The 14449-nt window shown below is 70.2% G+C and carries 15 protein-coding genes; 11 read left to right on the plus strand and 4 right to left on the minus strand.

The features are described 5' to 3' along the window. Nucleotides 1–16: 16 nt before the first annotated feature. From C2L59_RS35570 to C2L59_RS35610, 9 genes are all read left to right on the plus strand, one after another. The gene (locus C2L59_RS35570) at nt 17–406 is read left to right on the plus strand and encodes a nucleotide exchange factor GrpE (RefSeq protein WP_199199413.1); all 390 of its coding nucleotides are present in this window, start codon (nt 17–19) and stop codon (nt 404–406) included. Then, nucleotides 403–2241: a dynamin family protein gene (locus C2L59_RS35575; protein WP_103353921.1), complete on the plus strand. Its 1839-nt coding sequence runs from the start codon at nt 403–405 to the stop codon at nt 2239–2241. The genes C2L59_RS35570 and C2L59_RS35575 overlap by 4 nt, the downstream gene beginning before the upstream one ends. 101 nt (nt 2242–2342) lie before the next feature. Further along, nucleotides 2343–3035 carry a hypothetical protein gene (locus tag C2L59_RS35580; protein ID WP_103353922.1) on the plus strand — a complete coding sequence of 231 codons (693 nt, stop codon included), beginning with the start codon at nt 2343–2345 and terminating at the stop codon, nt 3033–3035. Nucleotides 3036–3384: 349 nt separating this feature from the next. Then, a complete protein-coding gene (locus C2L59_RS35585; protein WP_103353923.1) occupies nt 3385–5205 on the plus strand; it encodes a phosphoenolpyruvate carboxykinase (GTP) in 1821 nt (606 codons plus the stop codon). Nucleotides 5206–5286: 81 nt separating this feature from the next. After that, entirely contained in the window at nt 5287–6129 is an 843-nt protein-coding gene (locus C2L59_RS35590; RefSeq protein ID WP_103353924.1) for a TIGR03621 family F420-dependent LLM class oxidoreductase, read from the plus strand. A 14-nt stretch (nt 6130–6143) separates the two neighbouring features. After that, complete coding sequence (locus tag C2L59_RS35595; protein WP_103353925.1) at nt 6144–6986, plus strand: LLM class F420-dependent oxidoreductase; 843 nt, start codon at nt 6144–6146, stop codon at nt 6984–6986. Beyond that, nucleotides 6983–7591: an ATP-binding cassette domain-containing protein gene (locus C2L59_RS35600; RefSeq protein ID WP_103353926.1), complete on the plus strand. Its 609-nt coding sequence runs from the start codon at nt 6983–6985 to the stop codon at nt 7589–7591. Before C2L59_RS35595 ends, C2L59_RS35600 begins: the two co-directional genes overlap by 4 nt. 53 nt (nt 7592–7644) lie before the next feature. Further along, entirely contained in the window at nt 7645–8916 is a 1272-nt protein-coding gene (locus C2L59_RS35605) for a hypothetical protein (RefSeq protein WP_103353927.1), read from the plus strand. A gap of 31 nt (nt 8917–8947) precedes the next feature. Next, nucleotides 8948–9526 (plus strand): EndoU domain-containing protein, encoded by a 579-nt coding sequence (locus C2L59_RS35610; RefSeq protein ID WP_103353928.1) that lies wholly within the window; start codon nt 8948–8950, stop codon nt 9524–9526. Here C2L59_RS35610 and C2L59_RS35615 read toward each other — a convergent pair. Both C2L59_RS35615 and C2L59_RS35620 read right to left on the minus strand, forming a co-directional pair. Beyond that, entirely contained in the window at nt 9523–9795 is a 273-nt protein-coding gene (locus tag C2L59_RS35615) for a helix-turn-helix domain-containing protein (RefSeq protein ID WP_103353929.1), read from the minus strand. The genes C2L59_RS35610 and C2L59_RS35615 overlap by 4 nt on opposite strands. Nucleotides 9796–9909: 114 nt before the next feature. Beyond that, nucleotides 9910–11529 (minus strand): alpha/beta hydrolase, encoded by a 1620-nt coding sequence (locus C2L59_RS35620; protein ID WP_103353930.1) that lies wholly within the window; start codon nt 11527–11529, stop codon nt 9910–9912. A gap of 187 nt (nt 11530–11716) precedes the next feature. Here C2L59_RS35620 and C2L59_RS35625 point away from each other — a divergent pair, with 187 nt between their 5' ends. After that, the gene (locus C2L59_RS35625; protein WP_103353931.1) at nt 11717–11995 is read left to right on the plus strand and encodes a DUF3311 domain-containing protein; all 279 of its coding nucleotides are present in this window, start codon (nt 11717–11719) and stop codon (nt 11993–11995) included. Next, nucleotides 11992–13647, plus strand: a complete 1656-nt coding sequence (gene mctP / locus C2L59_RS35630; protein WP_103353932.1) for a monocarboxylate uptake permease MctP — start codon at nt 11992–11994, stop codon at nt 13645–13647. The genes C2L59_RS35625 and mctP overlap by 4 nt, the downstream gene beginning before the upstream one ends. A gap of 4 nt (nt 13648–13651) precedes the next feature. Here mctP and C2L59_RS35635 read toward each other — a convergent pair whose 3' ends face one another. Beyond that, nucleotides 13652–14245 (minus strand): hypothetical protein, encoded by a 594-nt coding sequence (locus tag C2L59_RS35635; protein WP_103354003.1) that lies wholly within the window; start codon nt 14243–14245, stop codon nt 13652–13654. Between the two features lie 19 nt (nt 14246–14264). Beyond that, complete coding sequence (locus C2L59_RS49950; protein ID WP_255410331.1) at nt 14265–14396, minus strand: hypothetical protein; 132 nt, start codon at nt 14394–14396, stop codon at nt 14265–14267. Nucleotides 14397–14449: the final 53 nt, after the last annotated feature.

A 14449-nucleotide genomic window follows, 5' to 3' on the forward strand; every position in this document is an offset into this window, starting at 1 on the left:
CCGCCAGACTGTGGTCATGGGCTGGTTTCGCAAGGACGGAACCGACGGCGGTTCCGTCGCGTCGGACACCGATGTGCACCCCTTGCAGCAGCAGGTCAGCGATCTCGAGCGCGCACTCGCCGATCGCCAGGCGCTGATCCAGATGTGCCTGTACGCCCTGGACCGCGCCCGCAGCGGTGGCGTCGTCGAACGCCTGGAGGAGGGGCTCGCCGCGATCGGCGTCCAGGCCCTGCGGCCCGACGGCGAGCGGTTCGACCCGGCCCGCCACGAAGCCGGCGGCGCCGTCCCCACCGAGGACCCGGCGCTCGAGGGCATCGTCGCGGAGACCGAGGTCATCGGCTTCGCCGACCACGACCGCCTGCTGCGCGCCCCGATCGTCACCGTCTACGCGAAGAAGAACCCGTGAGCGCACCGACCGCGCCGAGCCTGCCCGTGCAGGTCGCCGCGACCCGAGACCAGCTGCTGACCGTCGTCCGCGACGCCGATCCGGCCGCCGCCAAGTGGGTCGAGGACATCCGGAAGGCCCGGCCGAAGAAGCCGGCCGTCGTGGTCGTCGGCGAGACCAACCGCGGGAAGAGTTCGCTGGTCAACGCCCTGCTCGCGCGGCCGGGTCTCTCTCCGGTGGACGCCGACGTGGCCACCGCGACCTACCTCGTCTTCGACCACGCGGACAGCTGGGGCGCGCAGGCGTGCTACCCCGGTCAGTTCGCGCCGGTGCCGATCGACCTCGGCCAGCTGATCCACTGGGTGTCGGCCGCGCACGAGCTGCCGCCGGGCCAGCTGCCGCCGCGGTACGTCGAGGTCACCGGCCCGGTCCCGCTGCTCGAACGGCTTTCGCTGGTCGACACCCCGGGTGTCGGCGGCCTCGACTCGATGCACGGCGAGCTGGCCAAGGAGGCCGCCGCGGGCGCGACCGCACTGCTGTTCGTCGTCGACGCGTCGGCGCCGTTCACCTCGACCGAGCTGCAGTTCCTGCGGGACGTCGGCGAGCGCGTCGAGACCGTGGTGTTCGCGCTGACCAAGGTGGACATGTTCCGCGGCTGGCGCGAAGTCATGGAGGCCGACAAGCAGCTGCTGCGCGAGTACGCGCCCCGGTTCGCCGACGCCGTGTTCCACCCGGTGTCGGCCCGGATGTTCGAGACGGCGGCGAAGGCGCCCAACGAGCAGATGGCCGCGATGCTGCGGGAGAAGTCCGGGGTCGCGGCGATCCAGACGGCGTTGCAGGAGCTGCTCGTCGGCCGTTCGGCGATGCTCAGCGAGGCGAACACGCTGCGCGCGCTGTCCAGTGCGCTGGGCGAGCTGAAGGCGAAGCTGCAGGCCGAGAGCCGCGCGCTGTCGGCCGGCGAGGCCGAGGCCGAGCAGCTGCGCGAACGCCGTGACCGGCTGCAGGCCGAACGCCGGAGCTCGACCCGCGGCTGGCAGCTCAAGCTGCGCGGCGAGGTGCAGCGCACCCGCGTCGAGGTCGGGCACGAGAGCAGCCGGCAGATGCGGGACGCGCAGACCCACTTCCGCCAGCTGATCGACGCGGCCAAGCGCGACGAGCTCGCCGCGTTGCCGCAGCAGGTCGACATCGCGCTGCAGACGACGTCGCAGCGGATCTCGATGCTGCTCTCACAGCGCCTGAACCAGGTCACCAACGTCTCGCTGTCGGAGCTGTTCTCCCCCGAAGAGCTCGACGTCATCCGCGCGCAGTTCGCCCGGGCCGGCGGCCCGCCGGTGGTGCTGCGCCCGCCGGACAAGAAGCCGCCGACGGCCGAGGACAAACTGCTCGTCTTCATGGGCATCTCCGGCGGTGTCGGCGCCGGCAAGGTCGCGGCGCTGCCGCTGGCCGGCGTCGCGATCCTGAACCCGGTCGTGCTGCCCGCGACGATCATCATCGGCCTGGGCGCCGGGTGGTGGATGGCCCGGACGCGCAAGCACGCGGCGGACAAGCAGCACATGAAGCAGTGGCTGGTCGAGGCCATCGCGGACGCCCGCTCGACGCTCGACCAGCTCGTCGCCGAGCAGCTCATCGAGGCCGAGCAGCAGCTGTCGATGGCGCTCGACGAGGCACTGGGCCGCCGCATCGACGCGATCGAGGCCGAGCTCAAGGAAGTCGACAAGACGATCAAGATGGGCGCGCAGGAGCGGGCCAAGAAGATCGCGATCGTGTCGAAGCGGCTCAAGGAGGTCAGCGACGGCCGCGAGCGCGCCGAAGCCTTCCTGACGCGCATCCGGGCACTGCGGGACAAAACCGCCTGAGCACCGGTCCGGTTGTGAAGCGGAACCGAACGGGCCTACGGTGAGTCATACCCTCAGACAGCAGGTCGGAGCGTGTTACCCGGTTCGAAGGGGGAAGTCCCATGTGGGTCGACGAGAGTGGCGGCAGCGACACCGACGCGAGCAGCCCGGACGCGATGACCGTCCACGTCGACGGCCAGGAGTACCAGGCCGAGGTCAACTACGACGTGAACGAAGACGGGGTGAACGACACCGCGATCATCGAGCACGACGACGGCTCGGCCCAGGCCTTCATCGACACGAACCACGACGGCGAGGCCGACCACTACGCCGTGCTGGACGAGAACGGGAAGGTCGTCGACCAGGCGGTCTACGACGAGGCCAGCGGCCAGTGGGTCGAGGACGGCTCCGGCGGCCACGACCACTCCGACACCGGCGGCCGTGACGACAGCTCCGGCGGCCACATCCACGCGGACCTGCCGGACGGCGAGGTGGACGCGGGGGTCGCGACCATCGACACCGACCACGACGGGCACAACGACACCGCCATCGTCGAGACGAAGAGCGGCGGCACCATCGCCTTCACCGACAAGGACGGCGACGGCGAAGCGGACATCGCGGTGCAGACCGAGGCCGACGGCACGACCACGACGTTCGAGCACTCCGGGCACGGCCAGTGGACCGAGGTCTCCAGTGGACTGGTGAACGACGGTGACCCGGCCGCCGACGCGGCGTGGGGCGAGGCCGGCACGCAGACGCTGGAAGGCGTCGCGCGCATCGACTCCGGCACCGGGCAGTGGATTTCGCCGAACTGAAAGTGACCCAGATCATAGTTTGAAAGCCCGGGGCTGCGGCCCCGGGCTTTCTTCATGTCTTCAATGAAAACAAGCAGGTCACGGCTGTGTCGCGGGCCACCGGAAGATTTTCAGCGAATGCACCGATCAAGTGACATCTGAATCGATTCCCTTATCGTTCTTGTGAGAGAACCTACACGTCAGCTCTCGGTTACTCGCCGGTCATGCGGCTACTCTCGAAGAATCCCAAATCGCGCACACCGGTTCGCCAGCCGGTGCGCGAAGCCATTCGGTCGCCGGCAATGACGCCCGCACCGGGACAGTGTTGTTCCGGTGTGGGCGCTTTTGTCGTCGGAAGTCAGGAGTAGAGATGACCGCAGTCGCCATCCCCGGACTGGACACCGCGCCGACGACGCACACCGGCGTGCTGTCCTTCGTCCGGGAGGTCGCCGAACTGACCACCCCGGACCGCGTGGTGTGGGTCGACGGGTCCGACGAAGAAGCCGCCCGGATCAACCAGGAGCTGGTCGAGGCCGGCACGTTCGTGCAGCTCAAGTCGAAGCCGAACTCCTTCTGGGCCACTTCCGACCCGAACGACGTCGCCCGCGTGGAAGACCGGACCTTCATCTGCTCGGAGCGTCCCGAGGACGCCGGTCCGACCAACAACTGGATGGACCCGGCCGAGATGAAGGCCACCATGACCGAGCTCTTCCGGGGCTCGATGCGCGGCCGCACGATGTACGTCATCCCGTTCTGCATGGGCCCGCTCGGCGACGAGAATCCCAAGCTGGGTATCGAAATCACGGATTTCGCCTACGTCGTCGCCTCGATGCGCGTGATGACCCGCGCGGGCAAGGCGGCCCTCGCGAAGTTCGTCGCGCCGGACGGATCCGAGCGTGAATTCGTGCCCGCGCTGCACTCCGTCGGCCAGCCGCTCGAACCGGGCGAGCAGGACGTTTCCTGGCCGTGCAACGAAACGAAGTACATTTCGCACTTCCCCGAAGAGCGCGCGATCTGGAGCTACGGCTCGGGTTACGGCGGCAACTCGCTGCTGGGCAAGAAGTGCTACTCCCTGCGCATCGCCTCGGTGATGGCGCGCGACGAGGGCTGGCTCGCCGAGCACATGCTGATCCTCAAGCTGATCTCCCCCGAGGACAAGGTCCACTACGTCGCGGCCGCGTTCCCGAGCGCCTGCGGCAAGACCAACCTCGCCATGCTGCAGCCGACCATTCCGGGCTGGCGCGCCGAGACCCTGGGCGACGACATCGCCTGGATGCGCTTCGGCGAGGACGGCCGCCTGTACGCGGTGAACCCCGAGTTCGGCTTCTTCGGCGTCGCGCCGGGCACCGACTGGCACACCAACCCGAACGCCATGCGCACCATCGAGAAGGGCAACACGGTCTTCACGAACGTCGCCCTGACCGACGACGGCGACATCTGGTGGGAGGGCATGGAGAACCGGCCCGAGCACGCGACGTCGTGGAAGGGCCAGGACTGGACGCCGGACTCCGACGAGAAGGCCGCCCACCCGAACTCGCGCTACTGCACGCCGATGTCGCAGTGCCCGATCCTCGCGCCGGAGTGGGACGACCCGAAGGGCGTGCCGATCTCGGCGATCCTGTTCGGCGGCCGCCGCAAGACGACGGTGCCGCTGGTGAACGAGGCCCGCGACTGGCAGCACGGCGTCTTCATGGGCGCCACGATGTCGTCGGAAACGACGGCGGCCGCAGCCGGCGCGGTCGGCAACGTCCGCCGCGACCCGATGGCGATGCTGCCGTTCCTCGGCTACCACGCCGGTGACTACTTCAAGCACTGGCTGAACCTGGGCAAGAACGCCGACGCGAACAAGCTGCCGAAGATCTTCTACGTCAACTGGTTCCGCCGCGGCGACGACGGCCGCTTCCTGTGGCCGGGCTTCGGCGAGAACTCGCGGATCCTGAAGTGGGTCGTCGAGCGCGTCGAGGGTCGCGGGAACGCGGTCGAGACGCCGGTCGGCTTCGTGCCGCGCGCCGAGGACCTCGACACCGAGGGCCTCACCGAGCCGCTCGAGGACATCCAGGCCGCCCTGGACGTCAAGCCCGAGGAGTGGCGCGAGGAGCTGCCGCTGATCGAGGAGTGGTTCGAGAAGATCGGCGAGGTCCCGACCTCGCTGCGTGACGAGCTCGACGCGTTGGCCCAGCGCCTGGGCTGAGCTGAGAGAGACAGAAGGGGACGCTTCCCGGCCGCATCCGGGAGGTGTCCCCTTCTTCCGTTTTCCGGGTAGCTTCGCGCCATGAGACCGTTCCGCTTCGGCGTCGCGATGTACGTGCCCGGCTCCCGGGCCGAGTGGATGGCGAAGTGCCGCAAGGCCGAGGACCTCGGCTACGACGTCGTCGGGGTGGTCGACCACCTCGGGCGGGTCGCGCCGGTGCCCGCGCTGCTCCTCGCCGCCGAGGCCACCGAGCGGATCCGGCTGAACACCTACGTCCTCAACGCGAGCTTCCACAACCCGGTGCTGCTGGCGCGGGACGTCACCGCGCTCGACGAGTTCACCGGCGGCCGGGTGGAGCTCGGCATCGGCGCCGGGTACGTCCGCACCGAGTTCGAAGCCACCGGGATCGACTGGGCCACGCCCGGCCGCCGGCTCGGCCGGCTCGTCGACGTGGTCACCGAAATCGAGCGCGTGTTCAGCGGTCGCCGGCGGCCGCCGCTGCTGCTCGGCGGCCGCGGCGACCGCATGCTGACCTTCGCCGCCGAGCACGCCGACACCATCGCCCTGACCGGCACGGCACCGGGCGCGGCCGAGGGCCGGCTCGCCCTGGCCGGTTCCGCCGCGCTGGCCGAGCGCGCCGGCTTCGTGAAGCGGGTGCTCGACGGCCGGGACACCGAGCTGAACCTGATGGTCCACTTCGTCCGGATCACCGACGACCGGCGGGCGGCCCTGGAGGAAGCCCACCAGCTCGTGCCGCACCTCGGCGTCGAGGAGCTCGGCGCGCTGGCCACCGTCCTGGCCGGCACCGCGGACACCGCGGCCGAGCAGCTGCTGCGCACGCGGGACACCCTGGGTGTCAGCTATTTCACGGTCCTCGAAGACGACCTGGACCGGCTCGCTCCCGTGATCGAGCGCCTTCGCTGAGTACCTTGGTCGGCATGACTGGGGAATTCCGTTTCGGTGTCAACATGGTCGTGCCCGGCAGCCGCGCCGCCTGGGCCGAGAAGTGCCGCAAGGTCGAGGACCTCGGGTACGACGTCCTGTCCGCGGCCGACCACCTGGGCATGGCCCCGCCGTTCCCGGCGCTGGTGCTGGCCGGCGAGGTCACCTCGCGCGTCAAGCTGAACACCTACGTGCTGAACTCCGCGTTCTACAACCCGACGCTGCTGGCCCGGGAGGTCACCGGCACCGACCAGTTCACCGACGGCCGCCTGGAGCTGGGCCTGGGCGCCGGGTACGTCCAGGCGGAGTTCGAGGCGGCCGGGCTGCCGTTCCCGTCCGCCGGCGAGCGCGTCGACCACCTCGAGCGGACGATCACCGAGCTCAAGCGGCTCTACGCCGACCCGGAGCACAAGCCGGCGCCGGTCCGGAAGTCCGGCCCGCCGTTGCTGATCGGCGGCCGCGGCGACCGCGTGCTGGGCCTCGCCGTCGAGCACGCGGACATCATCGGCTTCACCGGCGGCGTGAGCGCGGAGCAGGTCGACGAGCGTGTCGCGTTCGTCCGCGCGAAGCTCGGTGGGCGCGAGGTGGAGTTCAACCTGCTCGGCCAGTTCGTCACCATCACCGACGACCGCGCGGCGGGGCTGGCCGAGCTCGCCCAGCGCCTGCAGGGCCGGCTGACCGTCGATCAGCTCAGCGAGCTCCCGACGGCCTTCGTCGGCACGCCGGCGCAGATCGCCGACCAGATCCGCGGCCACCGCGAGCGGTACGGCTTCACCTACTTCACCATCCTCGAGATGCACCTGGAGGAGTTCGCGCCGGTCCTCGAGCACCTCCGGTGATCGACGCGAAGGCGCTCGGCGTCCGGGCCGGCGAGCTGTGGCTGTTCGACGACCTGGACTTCGCCGTCGACCCGGGCGAGTGCGCCGCGATCGTCGGGCCCAACGGCGTCGGCAAGTCGACCCTGCTGCGCTGCCTCTACGGCATGCAGCAGCCGCAGCGCGGGCGCGTGCTGGTCGACGGCCAGGTGCCGGACGAGCGGGACGTCGGATTCCGGCGCAAGGTGTCGGTGCTCTTCGACGACTCCGACTTCTTCGCCGAGCTGACCCCGGTGCAGCACCTCGAGCTGCTGGCCGGCTCGTTCGGCGCCGATCTCGGCGACCACGAGGAGCTGCTGTGCGACGCGGGGCTGGGCGAACGCACGCGCGTGACGGCCGGGCACTTCTCCGCGGGCCAGCGGCGTCGCCTGCTGCTGCTCGGCGTCACCGCCCGCCCGCACCGGGTGCTCCTGCTGGACGAGCCGGAACGCGCGCTGGACACCGCGGGCAAGGAGTGGCTGGTCGAGGTGATCGCCCGGTCGACGGCGGCCGGCGCGGCGGTCGTGGTGGCCACCCACCACCCACCGCTGCTGGAGGCCGCGGACAGCGTGCTTGAACTGTTTTGCTGACACAGCGGCGCGAAGCGCCTCGGTTGCGGGCGGCGGTGGGGGCAAGGGTGGAAATGGCGCCGAAACGGGTGCGGATCCCCGGCCGCAAGCGGTTCGGCGGGATCTTCAGCGGCGACACGGCCACCTTCGTCTTCCTGTTCGGCTTCGGGTTCCTGTTCACCGCGTTCTTCCACGTCGACGCCTGGCGCCCGGCGTTCTACGGATCGTCCATTGTGGACTTCCCGGCCGTGCTCGGGCTGCTGACGCTGTGCTGCGCGGTGGGCTGGCGGGGCCTGCTGCGCCGCGGCTTCGCGTGGGTCGAACCGGCGCAGCTGACCTGGCTCGACTTCGCCCCGGTGGACCGCGGCCGCGTGGTCACGCTGCGGCTGTCCGGCGCGTGGACCGGGGTCGTCGCGGTGACCGGCTACCTGGCCGCGCTGCTGCTCGCCGTCGGCGGCGCCGGGGCGGACCAGTGGCGGGCGGCGTTCGCGATCGTCGTCGCGACCGGGGTGGCGGCCTTCGCGTCGGCGAGGCGGACGTCCCTGCGCCCGGACGCACTCGGCCCCCTCGTGCTCGCGGTCCTCGGCCTGGCGATCGCCGCGCTCGGCCTCGGGCCGGCCGCCGTCCAGCTCGTCGCGGCCGGGGTGCTGGTCGCGGCGCTGCCCCTGGCGTTCGGCGGCGAGCCGGTGTCGCGCGCCGGCCGGGCGGCGCTGCTCGCCGGGTGGGACGGCCGGGTGCTGCGCTCGGTCGCCGTCACGTTCCTCGACCCGATGATGCTGCTCCCGCCGTCGGCGCCGGTGGGCGGGCACTCGCTGCGCCGTCCGACGCCGCTGCGGCTGGCCTGGGCGGGGACGCTCGGCCGGGCGCGGTACGCGGGTGCGGCGCTGCTGGTCGGCCTCGCGGTCGTCGTCGCGCACATCGCGGTGCCGACGGTGCCGGGTGCGGTCCTGATCGGCATCGGCGGGTACGTCGCGCTGACGCCGTTCGGCGGCGGGCTCGGCGAGCTCTGGCGCAACCCGGGGCGCCGGCGGTGGCTGGGGTCGGCCGACCGCGCCCTGGTGCTGGCCCACGGCCTGGTGCTCGCCGGCGTGGGTTCCTGCTGGGCGGCGGTGCTCGTCGTGGTCACCCTCGCGGGTGGGACGTCGTTCGCCGCGGGCGCGTGGCTCGCCGTGCCGCTGTCGGTGCTCTCGATCCTGCGCACGGTCACCCGGACCGCCGTTGACTACGCGAATCCCGCGTTCGTGGACACTCCGATGGGCCCGATGCCGGCCAACCTCGTCCGGCAGCTCTTCCGCGGTCTCGACCTCCAGCTGGTGGGCATCGTGCTGCTCGCCGCCGCCGTTTGACCTACCCTCGGTGCGACGAAGGGAGCAGCCAGTGGGCGGCGGACACGCACCGGGCGTCGGGCGGAGGGCGACCAGCGAGTTCCCGGCCGGCTGGAGCGACGAGCAGATCATCTCGGTGGTCAAGGACGTCGCCAACGACCCCAGCGAAGCCCGCCGCCGGCAGCGCAACGGCCGCTGGCGCTGCGCCGGCGAGCGGTTCAACGTGCACCTGATCGTGCTGGTCGAGGACAACGGCCAGGTGCACACCGCCTACCCGGTGGCCGGCCCCGGCGTGGTCCGCAACCCCGACACGGCCCGCGACCCGGCGAACCCGACGGTCGCCGACCTCCAGAGCAACCGGATCAGCTTCTTCGCCGACAGCGTCCTGACCCACCTGGCCAACCGGCTCTCGCCGGAGGACTACACGCATTACCGAACGCTGCTGTGGTCCGGCGAGTGGGAGGAGCTGGCCGACGTACTGGCCGCCCACGCGGTCAAGCTCGGCTTCGGCTTCTCGGCCGACGAGTTCTCCGACTTCGAGAAGCTGCTCAACAGCTACGACCTGCCGGTACCGGCCTGCGCGTTCCTCAACGACCGCGAGCACATCCTCAAGCAGCTGCGCCCGGTCTAACTGGCCTGCGAAAGCGGCGACGACCCGGCGGCCGTGACGGCCGCGCGCAGCTCTTCCAGCGGCAGGCCGACCGCGTCCGCGATGGCCGCGACCGTGAAGAACGCCGGCGTCGGGATGCGGCCGGTTTCGATCTTCCGGAGCGTCTCGACGGAGATCCCCGCCTCGGCGGCGACGTCGACCATGCTCCGGCCGGCCCGCGCCGCCCGCAGCGCCTGGCCGAGGCGTTCGCCCCGTTCACGCTCGTCGTCTGTCAGCGGCACTCGCACCATGACAGGGATTCTAATACCAGTAGTTGTCCACTGCCTGTGGACAACTCTGTGCACAGGTGTGGAAAAGGCCCCGCCGGACCGAAGTCCGGCGGGGCCCCACCACATCTGGTGCTCTCAGGCGCCCGCGGGCACCGGAAGTGGCATGCCGGGCAGGCTCTGGTCGTTCGGCACGACGCCGTCGACCAGGTAGGCCTCCACGACCTTGTCCACACCCGCGTTGCCGCCGGCGTAGATGCCGTGGTCACCTTCGCCGGTGATCGTCAGCATCCGCGAACCCGCGAACGCCTTGTGCGCGCGCCGCGCGCCCTCGATCGGCGTCGCCGGGTCGTGCTCCGACTCGACGATCAGCACCGGCGGGACACCCTTGCCGTCCAGGACGGGCAGCGGGGACGGCGGCTTCTTCCAGAACAGGCACGGCTGGATGAACCAGCCCGCGCCGAGCAGGGGCAGCTGCTGGTCGATCAGCTTCTGCGACTGCTTGATGGCGCTCTGGGGCGAGCCGGTCCACGGACCCTCGTTGCACGGGATCGTCCAGAACGACGCGTCGTAGGCGTCGCCGTCGGTCGGGACCATCAGCGGCTGCGCGCCGGAGGTCTCGTTGCTCTTGTCGGCGGCCTTGACCTTCTGCGCGGCCGACGACTTGGCCTGCGCCGACGCGGTGCCCTGGGTCAGCGTGCGGACGCTGACCAGGTAGTCGGCCAGACCCGGGAAGGACCGCTTCGAGTAGATGTTCGACGCGATGAAGGAGTCCAGGCCGTTGGCCGAGACGCTCGAACCGTCGGGCAGGGTGACCGCGCCCTGGGTCAGGGCGTAGCGGACCTGCTCGTAGGTCTGGCGGGCGGCCTCGCCGGTGGTGCCGAAGTGGTAGAGCTTGTCGTACTTCGCCACCCACGGGAGGAAGTCGGCCCGGAAGCGGCGCTCGAAGCCGAGCGGCTGCCAGTCGAACGACTTCTGCCAGGTCGTGGTGAACTCCGTCGAGGAGTCGAGGACGAACCGGCCGGTGCGCGTCGGGTAGGCCTGCGCATAGTGCGCGCCCATCCAGGTGCCGGCCGAGTAGCCGACCCAGTTGATCTTGTCGCGGCCGAGCAGCACGCGCAGCAGGTCGATGTCCTTGACCGTCTGGTCGGTGTTGATCAGCGGGCCCAGCTCGCCGGACTTCGCCTGGCAGGACAGCGCCGCGTACTTCGTCGCCTGGAGGATCAGGTTCAGGTTCTGCTTGCTGCGGTCACGCGGGTCGAGGTCCGAGCCGGTGCCGATGGCGCCACCGCAGGTGATGTTCGTGCTTTTGCCGGTGCCGCGCGGGTCGAACCCGACGATCTCCTGGTGCTCGCGCAGCTTCGGCTGGTTGCGCAGCCGGGCCGGGAAGTTCCGCCCGGGCGCCCCCGGGCCACCCGGGTTGGTGACGACGCTGGCCGTCGCGTCCTTCGTCGCCTTCAGCCGGCTGACCGCGATGGTCAGGTCGATCTGGGCGTTCGCCTGGTACCAGTTGCGCGGCGTCTTGTACGTCGCGCACTCCATGTCCTCGGCGCCCGCGGGCGGGGCCGTCGGCAGCTCGGCGGGGACGGCGCACTTGTGCCAGTCCAGCTTCTGGTTCGCGTACTGCGGCGGGATGTTCGTGGAGTTCAGCGGCTGCTTACCGGCCGCGACCTCCTGACCTGCGAACGCAGGCGTGAACCCGGCCAGCAGGGTGCCGGCGATCGCCGGGATCACCACCGCGTAGCGGAGTCGTGTCATACGGTTGCCCCTTTTGGGTATTCGCGTGTGGAGTCGGGCTATTGATATAGGGCCCGTCCGGGGAGGGCAACCGACGTTGGTCGGCATCGGCGACCGCGGCGATCAAATCGATATCGGACAGACGTGACTCGCTGTCACCCAGGTTCTAAGGTCAGGCGGTCGGTTACGAGGGTGTTAGGTGAGGTCGATGTCGACGGTGAAGCACGACGGAAAGGTGCGCGGGTTCCGGTTCAGCCCGTGGAACCTGCTCCTGATCGTCCCGCTGCTGGTCCTGGTCACGCCCCTGTTCAACGTGGACGGTCCGCGGCTGTTCGGGATGCCGTTCTTCTACTGGTTCCAGTTCCTCATGGTCGGGGTCGGGGTGCTGAGCACCTGGATCGTCTACCTGATGACGCGGGACAAGCCGACCGCTGACGCGCCGGACAAGCTGAGCGTCGACGACCTGGACGAGGGGGACGCTCGATGAGCAACCTGCAGTGGCCCGAGCTGATCATCTTCACGATCCTGTTCGCCCTGGTCACCGTGCTCGGCTTCATGGCGTCGCGGTGGCAGCGGGGCAGCACGCTGGACCACCTGGACGAATGGGGTCTCGGCGGCCGCAAGTTCGGCTCGTGGATCACGTGGTTCCTGCTCGGCGGTGACCTCTACACGGCGTACACGTTCGTCGCGGTGCCCGCGCTGGTGTTCAGCGCCGGCGCGCTCGGCCTCTACGCGCTGCCGTACACGATCGTCGTCTACCCGATCGTCCTGCTGCCGGCGCTGCGGATGTGGTCGGTTTCGCGGGTGCGCGGCTACGTCACCCCGGCCGACTTCGTGCGCGGCCGCTTCGGCTCGCCGATCCTCGCGCTGCTGGTGGCGATCACCGGCATCGTCGCGACCATGCCGTACATCGCGCTGCAGCTGGTCGGCCTCGAAGCCGTGCTGCGGACGATGGGCATCAACGGATCCGGCATCGTCGGGCACCTGCCGCTGCTGGTCGCCTTCGTCATCCTGGCCTTCTACACCTACCAGTCCGGCCTGCGGGCGCCCGCGCTGATCGCGTTCGTCAAGGACATCCTGATCTACATCGTGATCCTGGTGGCGATCATCTACCTGCCCTCGAAGCTGGGCGGCTGGTCGCACATCTTCGACGCGGCGGCGAAGAAGCTCGGCACGCCGAGCCCGGCCACCGGCAAGCCGGCCGGATCGATCCTCCTCACCGCCAACAACCAGCTGCAGTACGCGACGCTGGCGCTGGGCTCGGCGCTCGCGCTGTTCCTGTACCCGCACTCGCTGACCAGCGTGCTCGCCTCGCGCGGCCGCAACGTCATCAAGCGGAACATGGTCGCGCTGCCGGCGTACTCGCTGGTGCTGGGCCTGCTGGCGCTGCTGGGCTACGTGGCGATCACCGCGGGCGTCAAGCCGCTGACGAACGCGGCGACCGGCAAGGCGGACGGCAACACGATCGTCCCGGTGCTGTTCGACAGCCAGTTCTCGTCCTGGTTCGCGGGCATCGCGTTCGCCGCGATCGGTATCGGCGCCCTGGTGCCGGCCGCGATCATGTCGATCGCTGCGGCCAACCTGTGGACCCGCAACATCTACAAGGAGTACATCCGCAAGAACGCGACGCCGCAGGAAGAAGCGAAGCAGGCGAAGCTCGCTTCGCTGGTCGTGAAGCTCGGCGCGGTGGCCGTGATCATCCTGATCGACCCGCAGTTCTCGATCGACCTCCAGCTCATCGGCGGCGTGCTGATCCTGCAGACGCTGCCGGCGGTCGCGCTGGCGCTGTACACGCGCTGGTTCCACCGCTGGGGCCTGATCGCGGGCTGGGTCGTCGGCATCGGCTGGGGCCTGATCATGCTGTACGGCATCCCCAACCCGGCCAACGGCAAGCAGCACTTCGGCGGTTCGGCGCTGGCGCTGGGCAACATGTCGATCTTCGGCTGGCACCCGTTCGCGGGCTCGGCGGTCCAGATCTACGTCGGCTTCGTGGCGCTGATCGCGAACCTGGTGGTGGCGGCGATCGTCACGGTGATCGCCCGCCGGCTGAAGATCTTCAACGGCACGGACGACACCAACGCCGAGGACTACCACGCCGACGAGAACGACAAGGACCTGCGCCCGATCGGCGTCCACTAGTCCGTCAAGGACGAAGGGCCGCGCGGGAAACCAGGTAGAGCACCAGCCCGTTGAGCAGGTGCCAGAGGAAGTGCGTGCCGGCCGGGACGTAGTCGCAGACGTCCCGGTCGAGCCCGCGCAAGCTCAGCGACAGCGCGAAAACGGCGCCTGACACGGCGAAGCGCGTCCAGTGCGCGTCGCGCTCGAAGGCGAGTACGGCGGCGAAGACGCCGAAGCTGATGACGGCGCCGAGGTAGAGCCCACCGCCCAGCACCGCCGTGCCGACGGTGAGGACGAGAAACCCCGGCGCACCAACCCAAGCCCACCGCCGGCTCAGGTGCTCGCGCACGAAGAGCACGGCGTACACCAGCATGAACACCAGAACCGCCACCGAATCCGCGACGGCCGCCCACCGCGTCGCGAGGAGGTGGAAAACGCTGCTCGCCACGAAAACGAGCCCGATCAGCCCGGCCAGCACCCGCCCGCTCCGATCCCCCTTGGCCAGCCGCCAGACGAGCACGGCGGCCACGAGGAAGGCGAGGTTGCTGAGACTGTTGAGCGGCTCACCCCAGAGCCCGGGCGCGACGCGTTCGCAGTACCCGTCGACGTAGTCCGTCACGAACACAGCCAACCAGGCATCACCCGCACGCGGCCAGCCGCTGCTCGAGGAAGGCCCGTTGCGGCGCGGAAGCCGGCAAGGCCAGCGCGCGCCGGTAGTGCCGCGCGGCCTCGGCCGGGTCGCCGGCCCGCAGGTGCAACGCCCCGAGCACCGCGGGCAGCGGCAGGTGCCCGGTTCCGCGCGACCCGGAAGAGCCAGCCGTTC

The organism is Amycolatopsis sp. CA-128772, assembly GCF_002904295.1.
Lineage (GTDB): Bacteria > Actinomycetota > Actinomycetes > Mycobacteriales > Pseudonocardiaceae > Amycolatopsis.

What these genes read in the sequence shown, in the direction of transcription:
- C2L59_RS35625 (WP_103353931.1), top strand. Translation starts at nt 11,717, where the DNA reads ATGTCGACGGTGAAGCACGACGGAAAGGTGCGCGGGTTCCGGTTCAGC.
- mctP (WP_103353932.1), top strand. Translation starts at nt 11,992, where the DNA reads ATGAGCAACCTGCAGTGGCCCGAGCTGATCATCTTCACGATCCTGTTC.
- C2L59_RS35595 (WP_103353925.1), top strand. Translation starts at nt 6,144, where the DNA reads ATGACTGGGGAATTCCGTTTCGGTGTCAACATGGTCGTGCCCGGCAGC.
- C2L59_RS35605 (WP_103353927.1), top strand. Translation starts at nt 7,645, where the DNA reads ATGGCGCCGAAACGGGTGCGGATCCCCGGCCGCAAGCGGTTCGGCGGG.
- C2L59_RS35570 (WP_199199413.1), top strand. Translation starts at nt 17, where the DNA reads ATGGGCTGGTTTCGCAAGGACGGAACCGACGGCGGTTCCGTCGCGTCG.
- C2L59_RS35585 (WP_103353923.1), top strand. Translation starts at nt 3,385, where the DNA reads ATGACCGCAGTCGCCATCCCCGGACTGGACACCGCGCCGACGACGCAC.
- C2L59_RS35590 (WP_103353924.1), top strand. Translation starts at nt 5,287, where the DNA reads ATGAGACCGTTCCGCTTCGGCGTCGCGATGTACGTGCCCGGCTCCCGG.
- C2L59_RS35580 (WP_103353922.1), top strand. Translation starts at nt 2,343, where the DNA reads ATGTGGGTCGACGAGAGTGGCGGCAGCGACACCGACGCGAGCAGCCCG.
- C2L59_RS35615 (WP_103353929.1), bottom strand. Translation starts at nt 9,795, where the DNA reads ATGGTGCGAGTGCCGCTGACAGACGACGAGCGTGAACGGGGCGAACGC.
- C2L59_RS35620 (WP_103353930.1), bottom strand. Translation starts at nt 11,529, where the DNA reads ATGACACGACTCCGCTACGCGGTGGTGATCCCGGCGATCGCCGGCACC.